This is a genomic window from Pseudomonas sp. R37(2017) (genome assembly GCF_002113375.1).
Taxonomy (GTDB): Bacteria; Pseudomonadota; Gammaproteobacteria; order Pseudomonadales; family Pseudomonadaceae; genus Aquipseudomonas.
The window spans coordinates 388066-411676 of sequence record NZ_NEHO01000003.1 but is presented as its reverse complement, the minus strand read 5'-3'; the positions used below and the strand labels follow the sequence as shown (position 1 = coordinate 411676).

General features: G+C 61.7%; 18 protein-coding genes and 1 pseudogene. 10 read left to right on the top strand and 9 right to left on the bottom strand.

The features are described from left to right. Window positions 1-33: 33 nt before the first annotated feature. The 9 genes from CAG47_RS07660 to edd form a co-directional block, all read right to left on the bottom strand. The gene (locus CAG47_RS07660; RefSeq protein ID WP_085724281.1) at window positions 34-1194 is read right to left on the bottom strand and encodes an ABC transporter ATP-binding protein; all 1161 of its coding nucleotides are present in this window, start codon (window positions 1192-1194) and stop codon (window positions 34-36) included. A gap of 3 nt (window positions 1195-1197) precedes the next feature. Continuing rightward, a complete protein-coding gene (locus CAG47_RS07655; protein ID WP_085724280.1) occupies window positions 1198-2043 on the bottom strand; it encodes a carbohydrate ABC transporter permease in 846 nt (281 codons plus the stop codon). Then, the gene (locus tag CAG47_RS07650) at window positions 2036-2944 is read right to left on the bottom strand and encodes a carbohydrate ABC transporter permease (RefSeq protein ID WP_085724279.1); all 909 of its coding nucleotides are present in this window, start codon (window positions 2942-2944) and stop codon (window positions 2036-2038) included. Before CAG47_RS07650 ends, CAG47_RS07655 begins: the two co-directional genes overlap by 8 nt. Window positions 2945-3092: 148 nt before the next feature. Then, complete coding sequence (locus tag CAG47_RS07645; protein ID WP_085724278.1) at window positions 3093-4391, bottom strand: ABC transporter substrate-binding protein; 1299 nt, start codon at window positions 4389-4391, stop codon at window positions 3093-3095. A 117-nt stretch (window positions 4392-4508) separates the two neighbouring features. Further along, window positions 4509-5768 (bottom strand): AGE family epimerase/isomerase, encoded by a 1260-nt coding sequence (locus CAG47_RS07640; RefSeq protein WP_085724277.1) that lies wholly within the window; start codon window positions 5766-5768, stop codon window positions 4509-4511. 227 nt (window positions 5769-5995) lie between these two features. Next, complete coding sequence (locus CAG47_RS07635; protein ID WP_218190673.1) at window positions 5996-7423, bottom strand: ATP-binding protein; 1428 nt, start codon at window positions 7421-7423, stop codon at window positions 5996-5998. Between the two features lie 31 nt (window positions 7424-7454). Beyond that, a complete protein-coding gene (locus tag CAG47_RS07630) occupies window positions 7455-8186 on the bottom strand; it encodes a response regulator (RefSeq protein WP_085724275.1) in 732 nt (243 codons plus the stop codon). Between the two features lie 1138 nt (window positions 8187-9324). Continuing rightward, the gene (locus CAG47_RS07620; protein ID WP_085724273.1) at window positions 9325-10275 is read right to left on the bottom strand and encodes a glucokinase; all 951 of its coding nucleotides are present in this window, start codon (window positions 10273-10275) and stop codon (window positions 9325-9327) included. After that, window positions 10272-12098 (bottom strand): phosphogluconate dehydratase, encoded by a 1827-nt coding sequence (gene edd / locus CAG47_RS07615; RefSeq protein ID WP_085724272.1) that lies wholly within the window; start codon window positions 12096-12098, stop codon window positions 10272-10274. The genes CAG47_RS07620 and edd overlap by 4 nt, the downstream gene beginning before the upstream one ends. Before the next feature lie 220 nt (window positions 12099-12318). On the opposite strand from edd, the gene gap reads away from it, so the two are divergent. The 10 genes and pseudogenes from gap to CAG47_RS07560 all read left to right on the top strand — a co-directional run bounded on the left by gap (window position 12319) and on the right by CAG47_RS07560 (window position 23465). Continuing rightward, entirely contained in the window at window positions 12319-13320 is a 1002-nt protein-coding gene (gene gap / locus CAG47_RS07610; RefSeq protein WP_085724271.1) for a type I glyceraldehyde-3-phosphate dehydrogenase, read from the top strand. 159 nt (window positions 13321-13479) lie between these two features. Next, window positions 13480-13944 (top strand): methylglyoxal synthase, encoded by a 465-nt coding sequence (locus CAG47_RS07600; protein ID WP_085724269.1) that lies wholly within the window; start codon window positions 13480-13482, stop codon window positions 13942-13944. A 77-nt stretch (window positions 13945-14021) separates the two neighbouring features. Then, a complete protein-coding gene (locus CAG47_RS07595) occupies window positions 14022-14549 on the top strand; it encodes an RNA polymerase sigma factor (RefSeq protein ID WP_085724268.1) in 528 nt (175 codons plus the stop codon). 92 nt (window positions 14550-14641) lie between these two features. Beyond that, on the top strand, window positions 14642-15607 hold the full coding sequence (locus tag CAG47_RS07590) for a FecR domain-containing protein (RefSeq protein WP_085724267.1): 966 nt from the start codon (window positions 14642-14644) through the stop codon (window positions 15605-15607). Between the two features lie 122 nt (window positions 15608-15729). Next, complete coding sequence (locus CAG47_RS07585; protein WP_085724266.1) at window positions 15730-18294, top strand: TonB-dependent receptor; 2565 nt, start codon at window positions 15730-15732, stop codon at window positions 18292-18294. A gap of 114 nt (window positions 18295-18408) precedes the next feature. After that, window positions 18409-19011 carry a biliverdin-producing heme oxygenase gene (locus CAG47_RS07580; protein ID WP_085724265.1) on the top strand — a complete coding sequence of 201 codons (603 nt, stop codon included), beginning with the start codon at window positions 18409-18411 and terminating at the stop codon, window positions 19009-19011. 159 nt (window positions 19012-19170) lie between these two features. Beyond that, window positions 19171-19563 carry a YbaN family protein gene (locus CAG47_RS07570; protein ID WP_085724263.1) on the top strand — a complete coding sequence of 131 codons (393 nt, stop codon included), beginning with the start codon at window positions 19171-19173 and terminating at the stop codon, window positions 19561-19563. 241 nt (window positions 19564-19804) lie between these two features. Continuing rightward, window positions 19805-21037, top strand: a pseudogene (locus tag CAG47_RS29305) (chemotaxis protein); the annotation flags it as partial. A gap of 150 nt (window positions 21038-21187) precedes the next feature. Continuing rightward, complete coding sequence (locus CAG47_RS29300) at window positions 21188-21943, top strand: methyl-accepting chemotaxis protein (RefSeq protein ID WP_371917182.1); 756 nt, start codon at window positions 21188-21190, stop codon at window positions 21941-21943. 172 nt (window positions 21944-22115) lie between these two features. Then, window positions 22116-23465, top strand: coding sequence for a CoA transferase (locus CAG47_RS07560; protein ID WP_085724261.1), 1350 nt, complete (start codon window positions 22116-22118; stop codon window positions 23463-23465). Window positions 23466-23611 lie beyond the last annotated feature (146 nt).

The following is a 23611-nucleotide window of genomic DNA, read 5'->3' as shown; positions in this document are numbered from 1 at the left end:
GCAAGCGGGCACCCGCTCCTACAGGTTTGATCTTCAACGGCCTTTGAATTGGGCGACGTTGTCAGCGTGTGATGCGGCTTTCGCTACGCCAGCGCCCCCCAGTCGCTCACCCGTTTTCGCATCGAACAGCAGCACTTTCGCCGGGTCGAATTGCAGGGTCAGCGTCTCGCCCGCGCCTGGCGCTACGTCCGGGGCCAGGCGGCAGCAGACCTTGGTGTCGTTGAGATTGACGAAGACCAGGGTGTCGGGCCCGGTCGGCTCGGCGACCTGGACTTCGGCACGAATGGTCGGCAAACCGTTCGCTTCGCCGTTGGCCAGGATGATCTGCTCAGGGCGCACGCCGAGGATCACTTCGCGATCCTCGAGTCCGGCGTCCTGCATGCCCAGCGGCAATTCGCAACGGGCCTGGCCACTGTCGAGCAACGCCAGCAGACGACCGTCCTTGCGCTGCAGGCGCAGCGGGATGAAGTTCATCGGTGGCGAACCGATGAAGCTCGCCACGAACAGATTGGCCGGGTTGTTGTAGATGTCTTTCGGCGAACCGAACTGCTGGATGATCCCGTCCTTCATCACCGCCACTTTGTCGCCCAGGGTCATGGCTTCGATCTGGTCGTGGGTCACGTAGACCGTGGTGGTTTTCAGGCGCTGGTGCATCAGTTTCATTTCGGTACGCATCTCGACCCGCAGCTTGGCGTCGAGGTTGGACAACGGCTCGTCGAACAGATAAATCTTCGGCCGCCGCGCCAGGGCACGGCCCATCGCCACACGTTGCTGCTGACCACCGGAGAGTTGCCCGGGCTTGCGGCTGAGCAGGTGTTCGATCTGCAACAGCCTGGAAACCCGAGCGACTTCTTCGTCGATTTCAGCGGTCGGCATTTTGCGGATCTTCAGGCCGAAGGCGATGTTGTCGCGCACGCTCATGGTCGGATACAGCGCGTAGGACTGGAACACCATGGCAATGTCGCGATCCTTGGGGCTCATGCCGCTGATGTCGGCGTCGTCTACCAGGATCGCACCGCCACTGATGGTTTCCAGGCCGGCGATGCAGTTCATCAAGGTCGATTTGCCGCAGCCCGACGGGCCGACCAGGATCAGGAACTCACCGTCATCGATTTTCAGCTCGATGTTTTTCAGGGTGTCCGGCAGGCCAGGGCCGTAGGTCTTGTTGACGTTGCGTAATTCGAGAGTTGCCATGTTTCACCCCTTGACCGCGCCGGACGTCAGCCCACGCAGGAAATACTTGCCAGCGAATATGTAGACCAGCAGTGTCGGCAGCCCGGCGATCATCGCGGCGGCCATATCAACGTTGTATTCCTTGACCCCGGTGCTGGTGTTGACCAGGTTGTTCAGGGCCACGGTAATTGGCTGGGCATCGCCATTGGCGAAGACCACGCCGAACAGAAAGTCGTTCCAGATCTGGGTGAACTGCCAGATCAGGCAGACCATCACGATCGGGATCGACATCGGCAGCAGGATCTTCAGGAAGATCGTGAAGAAGCCCGCGCCATCGAGCCTTGCGGCCTTGACCAGCGCATTCGGAATGCTCACGTAGTAGTTGCGGAAGAACAGCGTGGTGAACGCCAGGCCGTAGACCACGTGCACCAGCACCAGGCCGGCGGTGGTGTTGGCCAGGCCGAACTTGCCGAGGGTGAACGAGGCCGGCAACAGCACGGTCTGGAACGGCAGGAAGCAGCCGAACAGCAGCAGGCCGAAGAACAGTTGCGAACCACGGAAGCGCCACATCGACAGCACATACCCGTTCATGGCCCCGATGAAGGTCGAGATCAGCACCGCCGGTACGGTGATTTTCACCGAGTTCCAGAAGTAGCCGCCGACCACGTCCCAGGCCTTGATCCAGCCGATGCCGTCGATCACGGTCGGCCAGCTCAACAGGTTGCCGGTGCGGATGTCTTCCGGGGATTTGAAGCTGGTCAGCAGCATCACGATCAGCGGGATCAGGTACACCGCCGCAGCCAGCAACAGGGTTGCGTAGATGGCGATGCGGCTGAAACCGATGCCGGGTTTTCCAATTCGATCAGTCATGGCGTTTGCCTCGCAGCTCGGAGTACAGGTACGGCACGAGGATGGTCAGCACGGCACCGAGCATCAGCATGGCGCTGGCCGAACCGATACCCATCTGGCCACGGCTGAAGGTGAAGGAATACATGAACATCGCTGGCAGGTCGGAGGAGTAACCCGGACCGCCCGCGGTCATCGCCGCGACCAGGTCGAAGCTCTTGATCGCGATGTGCGCCAGGATCATGAAGGCACTGAAGAACACCGGGCGCAGGCTCGGCAAAACGATCTTCAGGTAGATGGTCGGCAGGCTCGCACCGTCGACTTGCGCGGCACGGATGATCGACTGATCGACACCGCGCAGGCCGGCGAGGAACATCGCCATGACGAACCCGGAGGCTTGCCACACGGCGGCGATCACCAGGCAGTAGACGACGCGATCCTGATCCACCAGCCAGTCGAGACGAAAGCCTTCCCAGCCCCAGTCACGCAGCATTTTGTCCAGGCCCAGGCCTGGGTTGAGCAGCCATTTCCATGCGGTACCGGTGACGATCATCGACAGCGCCATCGGGTACAGATAGATGGTGCGGATGAAACCTTCCTTGCGAATGCGCTGATCCAGCAGCACGGCGAGGAGCACGCCCAGCACCAGGCTGATGCCGATGAACATGCCACCGAACAACGCGAGGTTCTTGCTCGCGACCCACCAGCGGTCGTTGTCCAGCAGGCGCATGTATTGCTGCAGGCCGACCCACTTGTAGCTCGGCATGAAGCTGGAGTTGGTGAAGGACAGAATGAACGTCCAGATGATGTAACCGTAAAAGCCAACCAGCACGATCAGCATGCTCGGCGCGAGTACCAACTTGGGTAGCCAGCGTTGCAGCGCATCGAACGGTGAGGCTTTGCTGAAAACCGCCACAGAGCTCATCGGGATAATCCAGGTTTAGATGAAAGGATTGGGGTGCGATCCCCTGTAGGAGCGAGCAAGCTCGCGATAGCGGTATATCAGTCGACACCGATGTTGAATGTCAGTCGGCTATCGCGAGCATGCTCGCTCCTACAGAGGAGGGGGGACCTCACTGGGCCGCTTTGACAGCCGATGCCAGTTGGGCGCTGGCCTTGGCCGGGTCCGCGTCCTTGTCGTTCATGAAGTTGGTGACCACGTCGAAGATCGCGCCCTGCACGGCCAGGGAAGTGGCCATGTTGTGTGCCATGCTCGGTTGCAGGCCGCCGGTCTTGTCGTCCGCGATGAAGTCCTTCGCCGACTTCTGCGCGCACTCGTCGAAGCCGATCTTGTCCATTTCGTTCAGCATGTCGTTACGCACCGGGATGGAACCCTTGTTCATGCTGAAGACTTTCTGGAAGTCGGTACCCAACGCCACTTTGGCCAAGTCTTGCTGGGCAGCGATGTCGCCCTTGCGATCGGCATTGAGCTTGAACACCGCCAGGGAGTCGATGTTGTAGGTGAAGGCCTTTTCCGTGCCCGGGAACGCCACGCACTGGTAGTCCTTGCCAGCGACTTTCTTCGCGGCGGTCCACTCGCTCTTGGCCCAGTCGCCCATCATCTGCATGCCGGCCTTGCCATTGATGACGTCAGCGGCGGCGATGTTCCAGTCACGACCAGCGCGGTTCGGGTCCATGTAGGTGGTGATTTTTTTCAGCTCGGCGAACGACTTGGTCATCTCCGGGCCGGACAGGGTTTTCTGGTCGAGGTCGACCAGGGCTTTCTTGTAGCCGTCAGCGCCCATGACCGAGAGCACCACGTCCTCGAACACGGTGCTGTCCTGCCAAGGCTGACCGCCGTGGGCGAGCGCGATGAAGCCTGCGGCCTTGAGCTTGTCGCCGGCGGCATAGAATTCTTCGAGGGTCGTCGGGGCTTTTTCGATCCCGGCTTTCTTGAACACTTGCGGGTTGATCCACAGCCAGTTGACGCGGTGGATGTTCACCGGCACGGCGACGTAGTCACCTTCGTACTTGACGGTGTCGGAGACCTTTTTCGACAGCAGGCCATCCCAGTTTTCCGCCCTGGATACTTCCGTCAACGCATCGGTGCTGAGCAGGCCGGTGCTGCCCCACTCCTGGATGTCCGGACCTTTGATCTGGGCAACGCCTGGCGGATTGCCGGCCACGGCGCGACTTTTCAGTACGGTCATGGCCGTGGAACCGCCACCACCGGCGACTGCGCCGTCCTTCCAGGTGAAGCCGTCCTTTTCGACCTGGGCCTTCAGGACATCGACCGCAGCCTTTTCACCACCGGAGGTCCACCAGTGAACGACTTCAACGGAACCCTTGGATTCGGCAGCCAGGACACTGAGGGGGAGCGCAGACAAGGAAGCGAGAGAAATGACAGTAGCGAGGCGAGAAATCGCATTCATCCGGGAGTACCTTTCTTGTTGTTATGCATGCAAGTCTGTTGCTTGCGCTGCACAGGATTCTAAACAGGGGATATCCCCTCGCAGGTAACGAAGGGATGCGCGAATGTCACCGTATGGTTACATAGAACCGCTCTGGGACTGCTGCGCCAGCGCCGTGGCCATGCTGGGCGCCAGCGCCAGGCGCGGAATCAGCACGGCTTGCCAGGCGTGGTAAAGGTCAGGTTTGCCGGGCCAGATATCGGCACTCGGGCGGTTTTGCGGGTCGAGCTCGTGATGCCAGCCACCATCACAGCGGTCGATGAAATGACTGTCACAGAATTCCCAGAATAGCCGGTACCACTGCTCGTATTGCTCTTGACCGGTACGCCTGAGCAAGGCACTGGCGGCGGCACTGGCTTCGCAATGGGTCCAGTGCAGGCGATGGCGGACCACCGCTTTGTTGTCCCAGTCCAGGGTATAGACAATCCCCGGCGCACCATCGGTGCTCCAGCCGTGACGGCAATTGTGCTCGAAGAGTTTTTGCGCGTCGGCGACCAGCCAGCCCGGCGCTGACATCCCCACTCTCACCCGCGAAGCCTCGAGATGCAGCAACAGCCGCGCCCACTCGAAACCGTGACCCGGCGTGGTGCCGTAGGGGCGGAAGCCGTCGGCCGGATTGTCGCGGTTGTAGTCCCGCAGCGGCTGCCAGGCGCGGTCGAAATGCTCGATCACCAGGTAGTCGTTGGCGGCGGCGTGGCCATGGATCACGCGCTCGACAATCCGTTGGGCGCGACTCAGCCAGCGGGTGTCATCGGTGACATCGGCCAGGGCAAGGAAGGCTTCGGTGGCGTGCATGTTGCTGTTGGCGCCCCGGTACGCCTCCTCTTCGCTCCAGTCGCGATTGAAGGACTCACGCATGGCGCCCTCTTCTTCGCTCCAGAAGTAGGTGTCGATGATGTCGATGGCATCATCGAGCAAGGCCTGCGCCCCGGGACGTTGCGCCACCACTGCAGAACTCGCGGCCAGCGCGACGAAGGCATGCAGGTAGGCGTTCTTGCCGGTGTCGCCGTCGCGATGTTCGGCAGCCGCGAACCAGCCGCCGTGAATCCCATCACGCAACGGCCCGCGCAGTGCCGTGACACCGTGATCCACCAGTTCGGCAAAGCCCGGCAAACCCTGGATATGGGCCATGGCGAAGCTGTGGGTCATGCGCGCGGTGTTCATGGTCCAGGCTTGTGCATTGGTCGGAAGTCGACCTTTTTCATCGAGGTTGCCGAAGCCTTCAGGCAGCTTCGAAGCCTTGGCAAACGCCAGCAGGCGCAAGCCTTCGGCGGCAAGCCATTGCTGATGGGCAGGTGCCTTCAGCCAACTGCTGAAGGCGGGTTGGAAGGTGTCCATGGCGTACCTTTTTTGTTGTTATGACTGTGGGGCAGCATAAACAACGGACGCAGGCGGGCTTGTAACGAAGGGGGTGGGTTATGTCACCAGACTGTGACATTCATCTTGAGGAAGGTGTTGAATCATCTGACGCCTTCGCGAGCAGGCTCGCTCCCACATTGGATCTGTGTATGACGCAACCCCCTGTGGGAGCGGGCTTGCCCGCGATGAACGATAACGCGGTCTGACTAGTCAACGCTGCGGGGCAACTGCAGGGTCACCCGCAACCCACCCTCACGCAGGTTCTGCAGGCTGACCTCGCCCCCATGGCTATGGGCAATGTTGCGGGCAATCCCCAGCCCCAGCCCATAACCCTGCTGCTGCCCGGCCAGGCGGAAATGCGGTTCGAACACCTGCTCCAGCCGCTGTTCCGGTACGCCCGGCCCTTCATCATCGACATGCAGGATGAATGCACTTGCATCGTCATCGATATGCAGGTGCGCGTTCTGTCCGTATTTCAACGCATTGTCGATCAGGTTGCCGATGCAGCGCTTGAGCGCCAGCGGTTTGCCCGGATACGCCGCCAGCGCCCGCCCCTGCTGAGTGACGCGACCATTGCCGTTGGGGGCCAGGTACGGTTCCACCAGACAGTCGAGCACATGATTGAGGTCCACCGGCTCGATGTTCTCGTGGATGTCGGTGTCTTTCACGCATTGCAGCGCGCCCTTGACCAGCAGTTCAAGCTCATCCAGGTCGCGGCCGAACTTGGCTTGCAACTGCTCGTCTTCGAGCAGCTCGACCCGCAAACGCAAGCGGGTGATCGGCGTGCGCAGGTCGTGGGAAATGGCGCTGAACAACTGGCTGCGCTCGGTCAGGTAACGGCTGATGCGCTCGCGCATGGTGTTGAAGGCGCGCCCGACCTCGACCACTTCGCTGCCACCGCCTTCGGCCACGGGTTCCACGTCTGCCCCCAACGACAGATCCCGCGCCGCCCGCGCCAGGCGCTTGAGCGGTCGACTCTGCCAATGCACCAGCAGGCCGATGAACAACAGCAAAAAGCCGCTGGTGAGGACGATGAACCACACCTGCTGCGCCGGCAGGCCTTGCTCTTCAAGGCTGGTGTAGGGCTCGGGCAACAGCGAGGCGATGTACAGCCATTCGCCCGGCGCCATCTGGATCTGTGTAACCAGCACCGGTGGGTTCACCGGCTCCAGGGTCAGCGCGTAGTGCGCCCAGGATCGCGGCAGCTCATCGAGCTTCAGGCCGCCATTGAAGATGCGCAGGTCCTCCGGGCTGACGAAGGTCACCGAGATGTCCGCGTCCTGACCAAGGGACTGGCGCAGCACCTCGTCCACCGCCTTGATCACCGCCGCTTTGCGCGGAGTGATGGGCAGCACTTCCATGCCCAGGGGTTTGTCATTGAGTGTCACCACGAACCGGGTGCCACCCATGCTGCGCAACTGATCGAGCACCAGGGGCCGAAACGCCACCGGCAACGAACGGAAATAACTGACACTGGCCGTCATCGAATGGGCCAGGCTGCGGGCGCTGGTGACCAGGCCTTCGAGCTGCGAGGCACGCAGCTGCGACACCCAGATCACGCTCGACAACGCCTGGGCGAACAACACCGCCAGCAGGGTCAACAGCAACATTCGACCGAGCAGCGAGCGCGGCATCGGCACCTTGGCGGCAAGCGTGCGGAAAATCTCAGTGACCATTGCCGGCAACCACGTTGGCCGCCAATTGGTAGCCACTGCCACGTACGGTGCGGATCAGCCGTGGCGGTTTTTCCGTGTCGCGCAGACGCTGGCGCAACCGGCTGACCGCCATGTCGACAATGCGATCAAGGGGCATCAGTTCACGGCCACGGGTGGCGTTGCCGATGGTGTCGCGGTCGAGGATTTCCTGCGGGTGATCGAGGAACAGTTTCAGCAGCGCGAAGTCGGCGCCCGAGAGAATCACCTCTTCGCCGTCGATGTGAAACAACCGGTGGCTGACCATGTCCAGGCGCCAGTCATCGAAGGCCAGCACCTCGCCGCCGTTACGCTCCTGGCCGAACTGCGCGCGGCGCAGCAACGCCTTGATCCGCGCCTGCAACTCCCGTGGGCTGAACGGTTTGCCGAGGTAATCGTCGGCGCCCAGCTCCAGGCCGATGACACGGTCGGCTTCATCGGAACTGGCGGTGAGCATGATGATCGGCACCTGCGCCTGGCGTGGATGCTGGCGAATCCAGCGGCACAGGCTGAAGCCGTCTTCGTCGGGCAGCATCACATCAAGGATCACCAGATCGGCCGGTGCGTCGTTCAGCGCCAGGCGAAAACCGGCGCCATCGGCGGTGGCACGCACCTGGAAACCCGCGCGGGTCAGGTAGGTGTCGAGCAACTCGCGTATCTCTTGATCGTCATCGACCAACAAAATCGACTTGTTGACTGAGCTCACGGGCGGCGTCCTTGTTATTGGAATTGGGCCGATTATGCACTGCAAACACCACACAACAACCCTGCAGGAGCGAGCAAGCTCGCGATGGTCGTCAACGATAACGCTGGCAGCCTGATGCCCCGCAGTGTCAGGTCGTCCATCGCGAGCTTGCTCGCTCCTACAGGGAATCGCGATCAAGCCTGTTCCAGCGCTACACCGGCACCGAATTGGGCCGATTTGCCTTAAGCACCGAACCTGCAAACACCACACAACACCTGTAGGAGCGAGCAAGCTCGCGATGGTCGTCAACGATAACGCTGGCAGCCTGATGCCCCGCAGTGTCAGGTCGTCCATCGCGAGCTTGCTCGCTCCTACAGGGAATCGCGATCAAGCCTGTTCCAGCGCTACACCGGCACCGAATTGGGCCGATTTGCCTTAAGCACCGAACCTGCAAACACCACACAACACCTGTAGGAGCGAGCAAGCTCGCGATGGTCGTCAACGATAACGCTGGCAGCCTGATGCCCCGCAGTGTCAGGTCGTCCATCGCGAGCTTGCTCGCTCCTACAGGGAATCGCGATCAAGCCTGTTCCAGCGCTACACCGGCACCGAAGTGGGCCGATTTGCCTTAAGCACCGAACCTGCAAACACCACACAACACCTGTAGGAGCGAGCAAGCTCGCGATGGTCGTCAACGATAACGCTGGCAGCCTGATGCCCCGCGGTGTCAGGTCGTCCATCGCGAGCTTGCTCGCTCCTACAGGGAATCGCGATCAAGCCTGTTCCAGCGCTACACCGGCACCGAATTGGGCCGATTTGCCTTAAGCACCGAACCTGCAAACACCACACAACACCTGTAGGAGCGAGCAAGCTCGCGATGGTCGTCAACGATAACGCTGGCAGCCTGATGCCCCGCGGTGTCAGGTCGTCCATCGCGAGCTTGCTCGCTCCTACAGGGAATCGCGATCAAGCCTGTTCCAGCGCTACACCGGCACCGAATTGGGCCGATTTGCCTTAAGCACCGAACCTGCAAACACCACACAACACCTGTAGGAGCGAGCATGCTCGCGATGGTCGTCAACGATAACGCTGGCAGCCTGATGCCCCGCGGTGTCAGGTCGTCCATCGCGAGCTTGCTCGCTCCTACAGGGAATCGCGATCAAGCCTGTTCCAGCGCTACACCGGCACCGACGAGGCCGGAATACGGCGCCGTCACCAGCCACACCGGAATCCCCTTGAAGTAATCGCTCATGCAACCCTTGTCGGCGAAGCAGCGGGCGAAACCGCTTTCGAGGAAGAAATCGGCAAAGCGCGGAATCACTCCGCCAACGATGTACACGCCACCACGCCCACCGGTGGTCAGCACGTTGTTGCCGGCCACGCGACCGAGCCAGCAGCAGAACTGCTCAAGCACTTCCACGGCAATCGGATCGCCCGCCAGCCCGGCAGCGGTGATGGCTTCCGGCGTATCGAGCACCGGCGTGTGCCCGTCCACCGCGCAAATTGCCCGGTAGACGCGGGGCAAGCCGCCACCGCTCAGTGCTGTTTCGGCACTGACATGGCCAATTTCGTTAAAGATGTGCTGCCAGAGTTGGGTTTCACGGGGACTGCTCAATGGCAGATCGACGTGACCGCCCTCGCCCGGCAATGCGGCGAAGCGGTTTTCGCCCAAATCGAGCAAGGTGCCGACGCCCAGCCCCGTGCCCGGACCAATCACCACCGCCGGGCGCAATGGCTCCGGCGTGCCTTCGCAGACCACGCGGAATTCGCCGGGCTGCAAACGGGTCATGCCCAGGGCCATGGCCGAGAAGTCGTTGACCAACAACAGCTGATCAACCTGCAAGGCCTGGCAAAAGCCCTTGCGACTCAGGCGCCAGTGATTGTTGGTGAACTTGAATTCATCGCCGCTCACGGGACCTGCCACCGACAGGCACACCGAACCGATCGCGCCAGGCGCCAGCCCCAAGCCGCTCAGATAGAGGCCGATGGCCTCTTCCGGACTGGGGAAGTCTGCGGTCGCCAGCACCTGGACCGATTCCAGCTGCTGGTTTTTCCACAACGCGAAACGTGCGTTGGTCCCACCGATGTCACCGACCAAGGCCAGTTTCAATTAAGCGTCTCCAGGGCAGAAGTGAAGGCGCTGGCGCCCTGCTCCGCCGAGCTGAAGGCCATGCGCATGAAGCCAAACAGTTCGCGACCGGTGCCGATGTTGTTGCCCAACAGGCCCTTGGCTGGCGTGCGCGCTGCGAATTCTTCGGCGTCCACCTTAAGCTCCAGGGTGCCTTTGACGCCATCGACGCGGATGATATCGCCCTCTTGCACCCGCGCCAAAGCGCCGCCGACATAAGCTTCGGGGCTGACGTGGATGGCCGCCGGGATTTTCCCCGATGCGCCGGACATGCGCCCGTCGGTCACCAGTGCGACTTTGAAGCCGCGATCCTGCAACACGCCGAGGAACGGCGTCATCTTGTGCAGTTCCGGCATGCCATTGGAGCGCGGGCCCTGGAAGCGCATCACCGCGACGAAATCCTTCTCCAGCAATCCGGCCTTGAACGCATCGGCCAGGTCCTGCTGGTCCTGGAACACCATGGCCGGTGCTTCGACGACCTGGTTTTCCACGGCCACGGCGGAAACTTTCATCACACCGCGACCGAGGTTGCCTTCCATCACCCGCAGGCCACCTTCCGGCGAGAATGCACGGGCGACCGGGCGCAGGATGCTTTCATCGAGGCTTTCGGTCACACCTTCACGCCACACCAGTTGGCCATTGTCGAGGAACGGTTCCTGGGTGTAGCGGCTCAGGCCGTGACCCATCACGGTGTTGACGTTTTCGTGGAGCAACCCGGCTTCCAGCAGTTCGCGGATCAGGAACGACATGCCGCCCGCCGCCTGGAAGTGGTTAATGTCGGCTTTGCCGTTCGGGTAGACGTGGCTCAGGGTCGGCACGACTTCGGAGAGGTCGGCCATGTCCTGCCAGGTCAATTGAATGCCCGCCGCCATGGCGATGGCCGGCATGTGCAGGGTGTGGTTGGTCGAGCCGCCGGTGGCGTGCAGCGCGACAATCGAGTTGACCAGCGAACGCTCGTCGACGATTTCGCCGATCGGCATGAAGTCGCCATTCTGTTTGGTCAGGCGCGTGACCTGGTGCGCCGCTTCGCGGGTCAAGGCATCGCGCAAAGGCGTGTTCGGGTTGACGAAGGACGCGCCCGGCAAGTGCAGGCCCATGACTTCCATCAGCAACTGGTTGGTGTTGGCGGTGCCGTAGAACGTGCAGGTGCCAGGGCTGTGGTAGGACTTCATTTCCGATTCCAGCAGCTCCTCGCGGGTCGCCTTGCCTTCGGCGTACTTCTGGCGCACGTCGGCTTTCTGCTTGTTGGAAATGCCCGACACCATCGGCCCGCCCGGCACGAAGATCATCGGCAGATGGCCGAAGCGCAACGCGCCCATCATCAGGCCCGGCACGATCTTGTCGCAGATGCCGAGCATCAGTGCGCCGTCGAACATGTTGTGGGACAGCGCCACGGCGGTGGACAGCGCGATCACTTCGCGGCTCGGCAGGCTCAGTTCCATGCCCGGCTCGCCCTGGGTCACGCCATCGCACATGGCCGGGGTGCCACCGGCGAACTGACCGACGGAGCCGATCTCGCGCAGGGCCTTCTTGATCAGTTCGGGAAAGACTTCGTACGGCTGGTGCGCCGAGAGCATGTCGTTATATGACGAAACTATCGCGATGTTGGCGGAGTTCATCATCCGCAGGCTGTGCTTGTCGTCGCTGCCGCAACCGGCCACGCCATGGGCGAAGTTGGCGCATTGCAGCTTGCCGCGCATCGGACCGTCGCTGGCCGCGCCGCGGATCAATGCAAGGTAGGCCTCACGCGTGGTGCGGCTGCGGGCGATAAGCCGTTCGGTGACCTCAAGGACGCGGGGATGCATGTGTAGAACTCCAGGCTAACGGATGTGGCGACCTGATTGTCTATGCTGATCAAAGGCCGGTGTCGATGGCATGACAGACGGTTTTCTTGATCGGTTGGACCAGTTGGTTCAGGTCACTCGTTGTAGATTGAACAAAATATTGCCATCAAAAAGGCTTGTTTTCTATTTTTTTACGAATAATCTTGTAATTCCAACAACAAAACGACGGTAGCGCCGCAATATGACTCTTCGAATCGCAATCAATGGTTTTGGCCGCATCGGCCGTAACGTCCTGCGCGCACTCTATACCCAGGGCTACCGTCAGGATCTGCAGATCGTCGCCATCAACGACCTGGGCGACAGCGCGATCAATGCTCACCTGCTCAAGTACGACACCGTTCACGGCACGTTCGATGCCGATGTCCAGCACGACCAGGAGAGCCTGACCGTCAATGGCGACCGCATTTCGGTCAGTGCCATCCGCAACCCGGCCGACCTGCCCTGGGCCGCGGAAAAGATTGATGTGGTGTTCGAATGCACCGGTCTGTTCACCGACCGGGCCAAAGCCGCCGCGCATATTACGGCGGGCGCGCGCAAAGTGATCATCTCGGCCCCGGCCAAAGGCGCCGACGCCACCGTGGTTTACGGGGTGAACCACGACATTCTGCGCCAATCGCACCAGATCATTTCCAATGCGTCGTGCACCACCAACTGCCTGGCCCCGGTGGCCCAGGTGCTGCACCGCGAGCTGGGCATCGAAAGCGGCCTGATGACCACCATTCACGCCTACACCAACGACCAGAACCTGACCGACGTTTACCACAGCGACCCGTACCGTGCCCGCTCAGCCACCCAGAACATGATCCCGAGCAAGACAGGTGCCGCCGAAGCGGTCGGCCTGGTGCTGCCGGAACTGGCGGGCAAACTGACCGGCATGGCGGTGCGCGTCCCGGTGATCAACGTGTCGCTGGTGGACCTGACCGTGCAACTGAAAAAAGAAGCCAGCGCAGAGCAAGTCAATGCGCTGATGAAAGACGCCAGCCTGCATTCGAAGATCCTCGGCTACAACACCCTGCCGCTGGTCTCCAGCGACTTCAATCACAACCCGCTGTCCTCGATCTTCGACGCCAACCACACCAAATCCAGCGGCAAGCTGCTCAAGGTATTGGCCTGGTATGACAACGAGTGGGGCTTCTCCAACCGCATGCTCGATAACTGCCTGGCGCTGTGCAACGCCGAGTAGGCAGCCCCCCCGGTCCTGTAGGAGCGAGCCTGCTCGCGATGGTCGTGAACGATAACGCGGGGAACCTGATGCCCCGCGGCGTTCTACAGTCCATCGCGAGTAAACCGCAAGCGGGCACCCGCTCCTACAGGGTGCGCGTCATTTCTGGAGCAACAACCCATGATCGGCATCGGCTTTACGCAAAAGACCCTGGCGGCGCGCAAGCGTATCGCCCTGGTTGCCCATGACCACTGCAAGGCGTTCTTGCTGGACTGGGCCGAACGGCAAAAAAACAAACTGGCCCAGCATGATCTGGTCGCCACCGGCACCACGGGGCTGTTGTTGCAACAACGCCTCGACCTGCCCGTGGAGAGCATGATCAGTGGTCCGCTGGGCGGAGACCAACAGCTCGGTGCGCAAATCGCCGAGCAGCGGGTCGACATCCTGGTGTTCTTCTGGGACCCGTTCGAACCGCAGCCACACGACCCGGACATCAAGGCGCTGCTGCGGGTCGCGGCGGTCTGGAACATTCCGGTGGCCTGCAACGAATGCAGCGCCGACTACCTGATCAGCAGCCCGTTGATGGATCAGGCGCATCCCCATCGGATTCCCGATTACGCAACCTATTTACAGGGTCGCGGGTAACGCTTCACAAATCAGTACTTGACCATTCGAGCGGATGATAAGCATTATCATTTGCTCGAAATGGATCAGGTCCCCCCGTGAGTCAGTCGCACTTCAACCACGTTTTCCTCGCCCAGCGCACCTCCCTGCTGCGCACGCTGGAGCGGATGGTCAACAATCACAGCACCGCCGAAGACCTCTTGCAGGAAACCTACCTGCGGGTGACCCGTGCGCTGAGCGAACGGGCCATCGATCATCTTGAGCCCTTTGTTTTCCAGACTGCGCGCAACCTGGCGCTGGACCATCTGCGCGCGCGACGCCTCCATTCGCGCACCATGGTCGACGACGTGCCGCAGGAGGTGATGCACAGCGTCGCCGCCCCCACCAGCAGCGCCGAAGACGCCGCCCATGCCGAACAATTGCTGGAACGCCTGAACGTGAGCCTCAGTGAACTCAGCGTCCGCCAACAGCGGATTTTCATCCTCAGCCGCCTGCACGGGCACAGCTACCAGGAAATCGCCGACGAGCTGGACGTGTCCCTCAGTACCGTGCAGAAAGAACTCAAATTGATCATGTCGATCTGCATCGTCGTTGCCGATCGCAATGACAGTAGCGGCAAGCCTTAAGTTGCAAGACTCAAGCTCAACGCCAAACCGAGCTTGCAGCTTGAAACTTGAAACTTGAAACTGCGTTCAAAAGCCCCTGCCGAGGAAACACCGTGACGGACAACCACCGCTCCCCTGAGCCTTCATCGGCGCAGGACCCTGCCAGCGCGATGGACCAGGCCCTGGATTGGCTGATCCTGCTCGACAGTCCCGACGAGGAGCAGACCCGCCAGTTCCATGCCTGGCTCGACGCCGACCCGCTCAATGCCCAGGCGTTCGCCAAGGCCCAGGCGATCTGGGACGGCCAGCAGGTAGCGCAATGCGCGCAAAGCCTGGCTGCGCGCCCGGCGAAAGTCACGGTCCTCGCTCGCCTGCGTCCGCACTGGAAACCGCTGGCCACCGCCGCCGTGCTGTTGCTTGGCCTGTTCAATTTCAGCAATTTGCCGATGCGCCTGCAGGCCGATCACCTGACCGTGGTCGGCGAGCGCCAGCGCCTGCAACTGGAGGACGGCTCCAGGGTCCTGCTCAATACCAATTCGGCGTTCTCCAGCACCATCAACGATCAGCAACGAGTTGCCCGTCTGTATCAGGGGGAAGCGTTTTTCGAAGTCCAGGCCAATCGCAGCCAGCCTCTGGAAATCGATGCCGGCCCGGTCACGGCCAGCGTTCGCGATACCGCGTTTGCCGTGCGTTACCTCGACGGCGTGGCACAGGTTCGGGTACAGCGCGGGGATGTCGATTTGCGCGCCACCCGTGACGATGCCCGGGTGCGCTTGTCCGCCGGGGAAAGTATCCGCATCGGCCCCAATGGCTTCGACCACCCGGCCAAGCTGGATGCCGCCACCGATCTGGCCTGGGTCCAGGGGCGACTGGTGTTTGAAAACTGCCCGCTGAACCAGGTGCTGGCAGAACTGCGCCGCTACTACCCGGGCTGGATCATCAACAACAACGAACAACTGGCCGATGTCGCCGTGACCGGCAACTATCGCCTCGATCAGCCGCTGGACGTGGTTCGCTCCCTGGCCCACATCACCTCGGCCCGGCTCCAGGAATTCCCGGCGCTGGTCATCCTTAACTGAATGAGAATTATTTTTACTCGATAGCCAAGTCCGGTACGTCTCGTTATAGCCAATGCAATTGATTCGCATCTCACGATGCCAGTCAGCACCTATAAAGATTCGTGCGACACGGAGCGCTATCGATGTCCTCTCGCCTTACCCGCCAAGCCCCTTCCCCTTCCCGCGTGCTGTCGCTGCTGACCGCTGCCATCCTGATGGCCGGCACCGCACCGCTGATGGCCGCCACCGCCGCCGAGCAATCGACCCGCAAAATGGGCGACTACTCGTTCGCCATTCCCCAGCAGTCGCTGGTGTCGGCACTCAATGCCTTTAGCGCCGTGACGGGCTGGCAGGTCGGTGTGTCGTCGGAGCTGGCGCAAGGTGTGGCCTCGCCGGGAGTCCGTGGCTCGCTGTCGCCGGAGAAAGCCCTGGAGCGCCTGTTGGTGGGGACCAACCTGAGCTATCGCAAACTGGGCGACAACAGCATCGTGCTGGAAAAGCGCAGCGCCGGCAGCGCCCTGAATCTGGATCAGGTGACCATCAGTGCCACCCGTAACGAACAGTCTGTCATTAGCGTGCCGAGCACGGTCTCTGTCTACACTCGCGAAGATCTGGACCGCAACAACGTCAACACCATCAAGGAACTGGTGCGCTACGAGCCCGGTGTTTCGGTTGGCGGCACAGGCCAGAGGGCCGGTATCACCGGCTACAACATTCGCGGTATCGATGGCGACCGCGTGCTGACCCAGGTCGATGGTGTGCAGGTCCCCGACGGTTTCTTCAACGGCCCCTATGCCCAGACCAACCGCAACTATGTCGACCCGGAAATCGTCAAGCGCGTGGAAATCCTCCGCGGCCCGGCCTCTGTGCTGTACGGCAGCAACGCCATTGGCGGTGCGGTCAGCTACTACACCCTGGACCCTGACGACATCATCAAACCGGGCAAGGATGTCGGCGCACGGCTGAAAACCGGCTACAGCTCCGCCGACGACAGCTGGCTGACTTCCGGCACCGTCGCCGGTCGTACCGGCGAGTTCGATGGCCTGCTGCATCTCAGTCAACGCAACGGCCATGAAACAGAGTCCTTTGGCGAAACCGGCGGCACGGGCCTGAACCGCACCGAAGCCAACCCCCAGGACGCTCGCACCACCAGCGTACTGGCCAAACTGGGCTGGAACTACGCCGATGACGCGCGCCTGGGCCTGACCTACGAGCATTACAAGAACGACCGTGATACCAATCAATTGAGTGCAGTGGGCGGCCCGTTCAATGCCGGACGCGGTTTCGGCTTTTATAAGTCCCGTACCGGTAACGACACGATCACCCGCGAACGCTTTGGCCTGGAACACAGCTTCGGTCTGGACAGCGCACTGGCTGACAACATCAAGTGGACACTGAACTACCAGATCGCCAAGACCGACCAGAGCACCGAAGAAATCTACGCGCCGTCACGGACCGTGCTGCGTAACCGCGATACCAACTACAAGGATCGCCAATGGGTCTTCGATGCCCAGGCCGACAAGTGGTTTGCCCTCGCCGACACCGAACACCTCGTCACCTATGGCACCACCATCAAGCAGGATAAAATCACCGGCCTGCGCACCGGCACCGGCACCTGCCTGACCGTGGCTGGCGCCTGCCGTGCCATTGGCGCCCCGAGCGCCCTCGACACGCTGACACCCGCCAGTGACTTCCCGGACCCGACCATCAACACCTACAGCCTGTTCGCCCAGGATCAGATCAGCTGGGGCAACTGGACTTTCGCGCCCGGTGCCCGCTACGACTACACTCGGCTCAAGCCGCACATCACCGAAGAGTTCCTGGCCACCGCCGACCAGAGTCGCAACGGCTCGGTAAGCGACGAAACCAAGACCTGGCATCGCCTGTCGCCGAAATTCGGCACCACCTACAGCTTCGACGACAATTACACTTGGTACGGCCAATACGCCGAAGGCTTCCGCACACCGAGCGCCAAGGCCTTGTATGGTCGTTTCGAAAACCTCGCTGGCGGCTATCGAGTCGCACCCAATCCGGATCTGGAACCGGAAAAGAGCAAAAGCTACGAGACGGGTTTGCGCGGCAATTTCGAACAGGGCTCGTTTGACGTCGACGTGTTCTACAACAAATACCGCGACTTCATTGACGAGAACGCCATCACTCCGGGCTACACCGAGACCACCTTCCAGAGCAACAACATCAAGCACGCCACCATCAAGGGTGCCGAGGTCAAGGGTCGCCTGAACCTCGATGCCTTCGGCGCGCCGCAAGGCCTCTACACCCAGGGATCGGTGGCCTATGCCTACGGTCGCAACGACGACAACGGCGAGCCACTCAACAGCGTCAATCCGCTGACCGGTGTGTTCGGCCTCGGCTACGACCAGGACAGCTACGGTGGATTGCTCAACTGGACACTGGTGAAGAAGAAGGATCGCGTCGACAGCACCAGCTTCAAAACCCCGGACGGCACCAGCACCCAGTTCAAGACCCCGGGCTTCGGCATTCTGGACCTGAGCGCGTTCTACAGGGTGACCGACGATGTGACCGTCAGTGGCGGCGTCTACAACCTCACCGACAAAAAGTACTGGCTGTGGGATGACGTGCGCGGGTACGACAGTGTCGGCGAAGCCTCGGTGACCCAACCGGCCAACCTCGACCGCCTGACCCAGCCGGGTCGCAACTTTGCAGTCAACCTGGTCTGGGATATCTGATCCGCTCATCCCGCCGGGCGGTGAACAGAAACCGCCCGGCAAGGATTTTTTACTGTCTGGCACCTGCTTGTACGTCTCGTTACCAAGTGCCTCTGATTTCTCCAAGGAATTGCCATGACCACCCAGGCCACCGAACAACGCCCCAACCTGCGCTCCCAGCGTTTGAACCAGGTCACCAACGAGCCACACACCAGGCTCGATACCCTGGTCAAAGCCCACGCCCCCTTTGAAACCCAAGGCAATTTCGCCCGCTTCGTGGTGGCGCAGTACCTGTTCCAATCGGAACTGGTCTCGCTGTACAACGATGCCGAATTGATCGCCATCGTCCCGGACCTGCCGGCTCGCTGCCGCGCCGATGCGGCCAAGGCTGACCTGGCGGACCTGGACACCGACGTGCCGGCACCCGTCGCCGGCGCCCTGAAGAACCCGACCAGGGCCCAAGCCCTGGGCTGGATCTTTGTTTCGGAAGGTTCGAAGCTCGGCGCGGCGTTCCTGATCAAGCGCGCCGTGGGCCTTGGCCTGAGCGAAACCTTCGGCGCCCGTCACCTTGGCGAACCGGCCGGTGGCCGCGCGGAAGGCTGGAAGAGCTTCGTCAGGACCCTGGACAGCCTTGAGTTCAACGCCCAGGAAGAAGCCGAAGTGGAAAAAGGCGCCATCGACGCGTTCAACCGGTTCACCGTGTTGCTGGAGCAGGCTTACGCCACCGAAGCCGCCTGACACAACACCGCCCCTGTAGGAGCGAGCCTGCTCGCGATGACGGACTGACATTCAACAGAGATGTTGGCTGATAAACCGCTATCGCGAGCAGGCTCGCTCCTACAAGGGACGAAGCAAGCCTGTAAGATTTCGATTAGCCCTACATGCTGCCTTGAGCCCATGCCCGCCTCTTCAAAACTCTCCCGCCTCCTCTTCGGCCTGCTGGCCTATGTCAGCCTGGGCATCGGCCTGATCGCCATTGTCATACCCGGCCTGCCAACCACCGAATTCATTCTGCTGGCCGCCTGGGCCGCGACGCGCAGTTCGCCGCGCCTGAGTGCCTGGCTGGAAAACCACCGCCTGTTCGGCCCTGTCCTCCATAACTGGCGCAACGGCAAGCTCATTGCCCGCCGAGCAAAAATCAGCGCCACGGTCAGCATGCTGTTATGTGCAGGCCTGATGCTGGTGATGCTCGATCATGGTTGGCCGATTTACCTGGCGATTACCGGCATGGCGCTGGGCAATCTGTGGATCTGGTCACGGCCGGAAACCCTGTCGCAAGCCACCGACTGAAGGCACAAAAAGCCCCTGGCGCCGATGCCGGATCGATCGTTGCCCGTCCGTGACTTTTCCTCTTTTTACCCCCATTTTCGGCACATTCTTCTGCGCAAACGTTCAACAACTACCGTTCGTCGGGTTACCCCTCATGTAACCTCAACGCCACGCCGATGTGCATTGACCGGCGCTAAATGGATTTAGCGAGTGAGCCACGACGGCCCACAGCCAACACTTCATCCATTCGCGAGCTCGCCCCATGTTCGACTCACTGTCCATTCGCCTGAAAATCGTCCTGCTGTCCGGTCTGTGCCTGCTGGGCGTAGTCGCCTTGATAGTGGGCATGAACATCTACCAGACCAATCAGAACGATGATCTGGTCAACGATTCCAGCAGCAGAATGCTCACCGCCAGTGTGCAGGACCTGCTCCAGGCCAAGGCCGCCGAGCAAGCGGTGCGGGTACAGAAGACGTTCGGTGAGACCCTGACGGTGGTGACCGCCCTCGCGGACCAGATCCAGGACATGCGCAACCTGGCCGTCAAGCGTTCGCTCGAGCCGGGCGCCCTGCGTGAAGAGTTGAACCAGAGCCTGAAAACCGCCTTCGAGCGCAACAGCAAAGTGCTGGGCATCTGGCTGGCGTTCGAACCCAATGGGCTGGACGGCAAGGACAGCGAATTCGTCAACGACGCCGCCCGCCAGTCCAACGAGATCGGCCGATTCGCCACCTATTGGAGCCGCGCCGGGGGAGAGTCACTGAACACGATCATGGTCGAAGAGGACATGACCAAAACCACCCTGAACCTCAGCGGCACACCGTACAACGTCTGGTACACCTGCCCGCGGGACAGCAAGCGCACCTGCCTGCTCGACCCTTACGCCGATACCGTCGGCGGCAAGGAAGTATTGATGACCAGCATTTCCGTACCGCTGCTGGTCGATGGCAAGTCCATCGGCGTGGTTGGCATCGACATCGCCCTCGACTCCCTGCAAGCGGCGGCCGTTGATTCCCAGCGCGAACTGTTCAACAGCGCCGGGCACATGCTGATCGTCTCCGGCACTGGCGTGTTGGCCGCCTACAGCGTCGACGCAACGAAAGTCGGCAAGCGCATCGGCGACACCCTGGGTGCGGATGGCAAGGACGTCCTGCAATTGCTCGGCAGCGGTGCACCGAAGATTCTCCAGCAAGGGGACCTGATCCGTGCGGTGTACCCGGTCAGCCCGATCGCCGACGCCAAGGCCTGGGCCGTTGTGATCGACCTGCCCAAACAAGTGCTGCTGGCCGATTCGGTGAAACTGCAGGCCGTGCTCGACGATGCCCAGCAAAGCGGCACGATCAAGGCCCTGTCAGTGGCGGTGATCGCTGGCGTGCTCGGCCTGCTGCTGATGTGGCTCACCGCCTCGGGCGTGACCCGACCGATCAATAGCGTGGCCGACATGCTCAAGGCGATTGCCAGTGGCGACGGCGACCTGACCCAGCGCCTGCACTACAGCAAGAAGGACGAACTGGGCGAACTGGTGAGCTGGTTCAACCGCTTCCTCGACAAGCTGCAACCGACCATCGCGCAGATCAAGCAAAGCATCACCGATGCCCGTGGCACGGCTGACCAGTCCTCGGAAATCGCCCGTCAGACCAGCGAAGGCATGCAGGTGCAGTTCCGCGAAATCGATCAGGTCGCCACGGCGTCCAACGAAATGAGCGCCACCGCCCACGATGTCGCCAACAGCGCCTCGAATGCCGCCAGTGCCGCCAAGGGCGCCGACCAGTCGGCCCGCGACGGCATGCAGATCATCGAGCGCAGCACCCGCGACATCAATCAACTGGCCGACGAAGTCAGCAAGGCCGTGACCGAAGTCGAAGCCCTGGCGGTCAACAGCGAACAAATCGGTTCGGTACTGGAGGTGATTCGCAGCATCGCCGAACAAACCAACCTGCTGGCCCTCAACGCAGCGATCGAAGCCGCCCGTGCCGGCGAGAGCGGTCGCGGCTTTGCGGTGGTGGCCGACGAGGTGCGCAACCTGGCTAAACGCACACAGGATTCGGTGGAAGAAATTCGCCTGGTCATCGAACGCATCCAGTCCGGCACCCGCGGTGTCGTCGCCACCATGCATTCGAGCCAGACCCAGGCCCACAGCAACGCCGGGCAGATCCAGCAGGCGGTCCAGGCCTTGAGCAAGATCAGCGACGCGGTCACCGTGATCAGCGACATGAACCTGCAAATCGCCAGCGCCGCCGAACAGCAGAGCGCCGTGGCCGAAGAGGTCAACCGCAACGTCTCGGCAATCCGCACCGTCACCGAAACCCTGACCGGACAGGCCACCGAATCGGCGCAGATCAGCGGCCAGCTCAACGCCCTGACCAACCACCAGATGAAGTTGATGGATCAGTTCCGCGTCTGAACAATCGCTACATCCCCTCTGTGGGAGCGAGCCTGCTCGCGAAGACGGCAGCCCATACAACATCAATGTGGCTGACACATCGCCTTCGCGAGCAGGCTCGCTCCCACAAGGTTTCGCATGATCCGGTCATGTTTGGGATTAAGATCAGGCTCTCGCTCCGGAGGGCCCTTCGATGACTGATCTGCTCACGTCCGTTCAAGCCGCGCTCGGTTTGCCTCACACACCGATTCCATTCATCTCCAGCGGCGCCCTGCCCTCGGCGTTTGCCGTCACGGACCTAGCCTGCGCCAGCCTGGCCGTCGCTGGCCAGGCCGCCAGCGAATTGCTGCACCAACAAACCGGACACCTGCCCGATCTTGAAGTTGACCGACGCCTGGCCTCGTTCTGGTTCGCGACCTCGATTCGCCCGCTGGGCTGGAGCGTTCCGCCGCTGTGGGATGCGGTCGCCGGTGATTACGCCACCCGCGATGGCTGGATTCGCCTGCACACCAACGCGCCCCATCACCGTGCCGCCGCCCAAAGCGTGCTCGGTGCCTGTGTCGACCGCAGCGCGATGGCCGGCAGAGTGGCGCAATGGGCGAAAAGCGAGCTGGAACAGGCGGTGGTCGATGCCGGTGGTTGTGCTGCCGAAATGCGCACTTGGGATCAATGGCAGACCCATCCTCAAGGCCTGGCGGTGAATGCCGAACCCTTGATTCGACTCGCCAGCCACCCCGGCCCGGGCAACAAAGCGTGGACAGGTTCCGTGGCTCGACCATTGGCCGGCATCAAGGTGCTGGACTTGACCCGTGTGCTGGCCGGTCCCATTGCCAGTCGCTTTCTCGCAGGCCTCGGTGCCGATGTCCTGCGCATCGATCCGCCGACCTGGAACGAGCCGGGGGTGGTGCCGGAAGTCACGTTGGGCAAACGTTGCGCGCGTCTTGATCTGAACGAAAAGTCCGACCGCGCCGTATTCGAATGCCTGCTCAAGGACGCCGACATTCTGATCCATGGCTATCGTGCCGATGCACTGGAGCGACTTGGCTTGGACACGAATCAGCGCCGGCAACTGAACCCCGGCCTGATCGATGTTTGCCTCAACGCTTATGGCTGGAGCGGCCCCTGGCAAAACCGCCGGGGCTTCGACAGCCTGGTGCAGATGAGCAGCGGCATTGCCGAGGCAGGCATGCGCTGGAAGCAGGCGGACAAGCCGGGGCCGTTGCCGGTGCAGGCCCTCGATCACGCCACCGGGTATTTGATGGCGGCCAGTGCGATCAGGTTGTTGGCGCAGCGGCTGAGCGACGGTACGGGGGGCTCGGCGCGGTTGTCATTGGCGCGTACGGCGAAGTTGTTGATCGAACAGGGGCCAGGGACAGGCGAGGCATTGCGCGCGGAGGATATACAGGATCAGGGGTTGGAGATGGAGCAGACTCCGTGGGGGCCGGCGCATCGGTTGCATGCGCCACTGAAGATAACCGGGGCGCCGTTGCAGTGGGCGCTTCCGGCAACGGAATTGGGTTCACACCGCGCACAGTGGTGGTGAGTTTTGGATAGCCATCGCGAGCATGCTCGCTCCTACAGGTTTGTATGGCGCTCCCGGGATCTTTGCCAGGCCGTGGATCCCCTGTAGGAGCGGGTGCCCGCTTGCGGCAAGCTCGCGATGAGGCCAGAAACAGCCACACAAAACCC

Coding starts and splice junctions, on each gene's coding strand:
- CAG47_RS07600 (WP_085724269.1), top strand. CDS start 13,480: ATGATCGGCATCGGCTTTACGCAAAAGACCCTGGCGGCGCGCAAGCGT.
- gap (WP_085724271.1), top strand. CDS start 12,319: ATGACTCTTCGAATCGCAATCAATGGTTTTGGCCGCATCGGCCGTAAC.
- CAG47_RS07635 (WP_218190673.1), bottom strand. CDS start 7,423: ATGCCGCGCTCGCTGCTCGGTCGAATGTTGCTGTTGACCCTGCTGGCG.
- CAG47_RS07645 (WP_085724278.1), bottom strand. CDS start 4,391: ATGAATGCGATTTCTCGCCTCGCTACTGTCATTTCTCTCGCTTCCTTG.
- CAG47_RS07570 (WP_085724263.1), top strand. CDS start 19,171: ATGCCCGCCTCTTCAAAACTCTCCCGCCTCCTCTTCGGCCTGCTGGCC.
- CAG47_RS07650 (WP_085724279.1), bottom strand. CDS start 2,944: ATGAGCTCTGTGGCGGTTTTCAGCAAAGCCTCACCGTTCGATGCGCTG.
- CAG47_RS29300 (WP_371917182.1), top strand. CDS start 21,188: ATGCAGGTGCAGTTCCGCGAAATCGATCAGGTCGCCACGGCGTCCAAC.
- CAG47_RS07585 (WP_085724266.1), top strand. CDS start 15,730: ATGTCCTCTCGCCTTACCCGCCAAGCCCCTTCCCCTTCCCGCGTGCTG.
- CAG47_RS07660 (WP_085724281.1), bottom strand. CDS start 1,194: ATGGCAACTCTCGAATTACGCAACGTCAACAAGACCTACGGCCCTGGC.
- CAG47_RS07580 (WP_085724265.1), top strand. CDS start 18,409: ATGACCACCCAGGCCACCGAACAACGCCCCAACCTGCGCTCCCAGCGT.
- CAG47_RS07560 (WP_085724261.1), top strand. CDS start 22,116: ATGACTGATCTGCTCACGTCCGTTCAAGCCGCGCTCGGTTTGCCTCAC.
- CAG47_RS07655 (WP_085724280.1), bottom strand. CDS start 2,043: ATGACTGATCGAATTGGAAAACCCGGCATCGGTTTCAGCCGCATCGCC.
- CAG47_RS07640 (WP_085724277.1), bottom strand. CDS start 5,768: ATGGACACCTTCCAACCCGCCTTCAGCAGTTGGCTGAAGGCACCTGCC.
- edd (WP_085724272.1), bottom strand. CDS start 12,098: ATGCATCCCCGCGTCCTTGAGGTCACCGAACGGCTTATCGCCCGCAGC.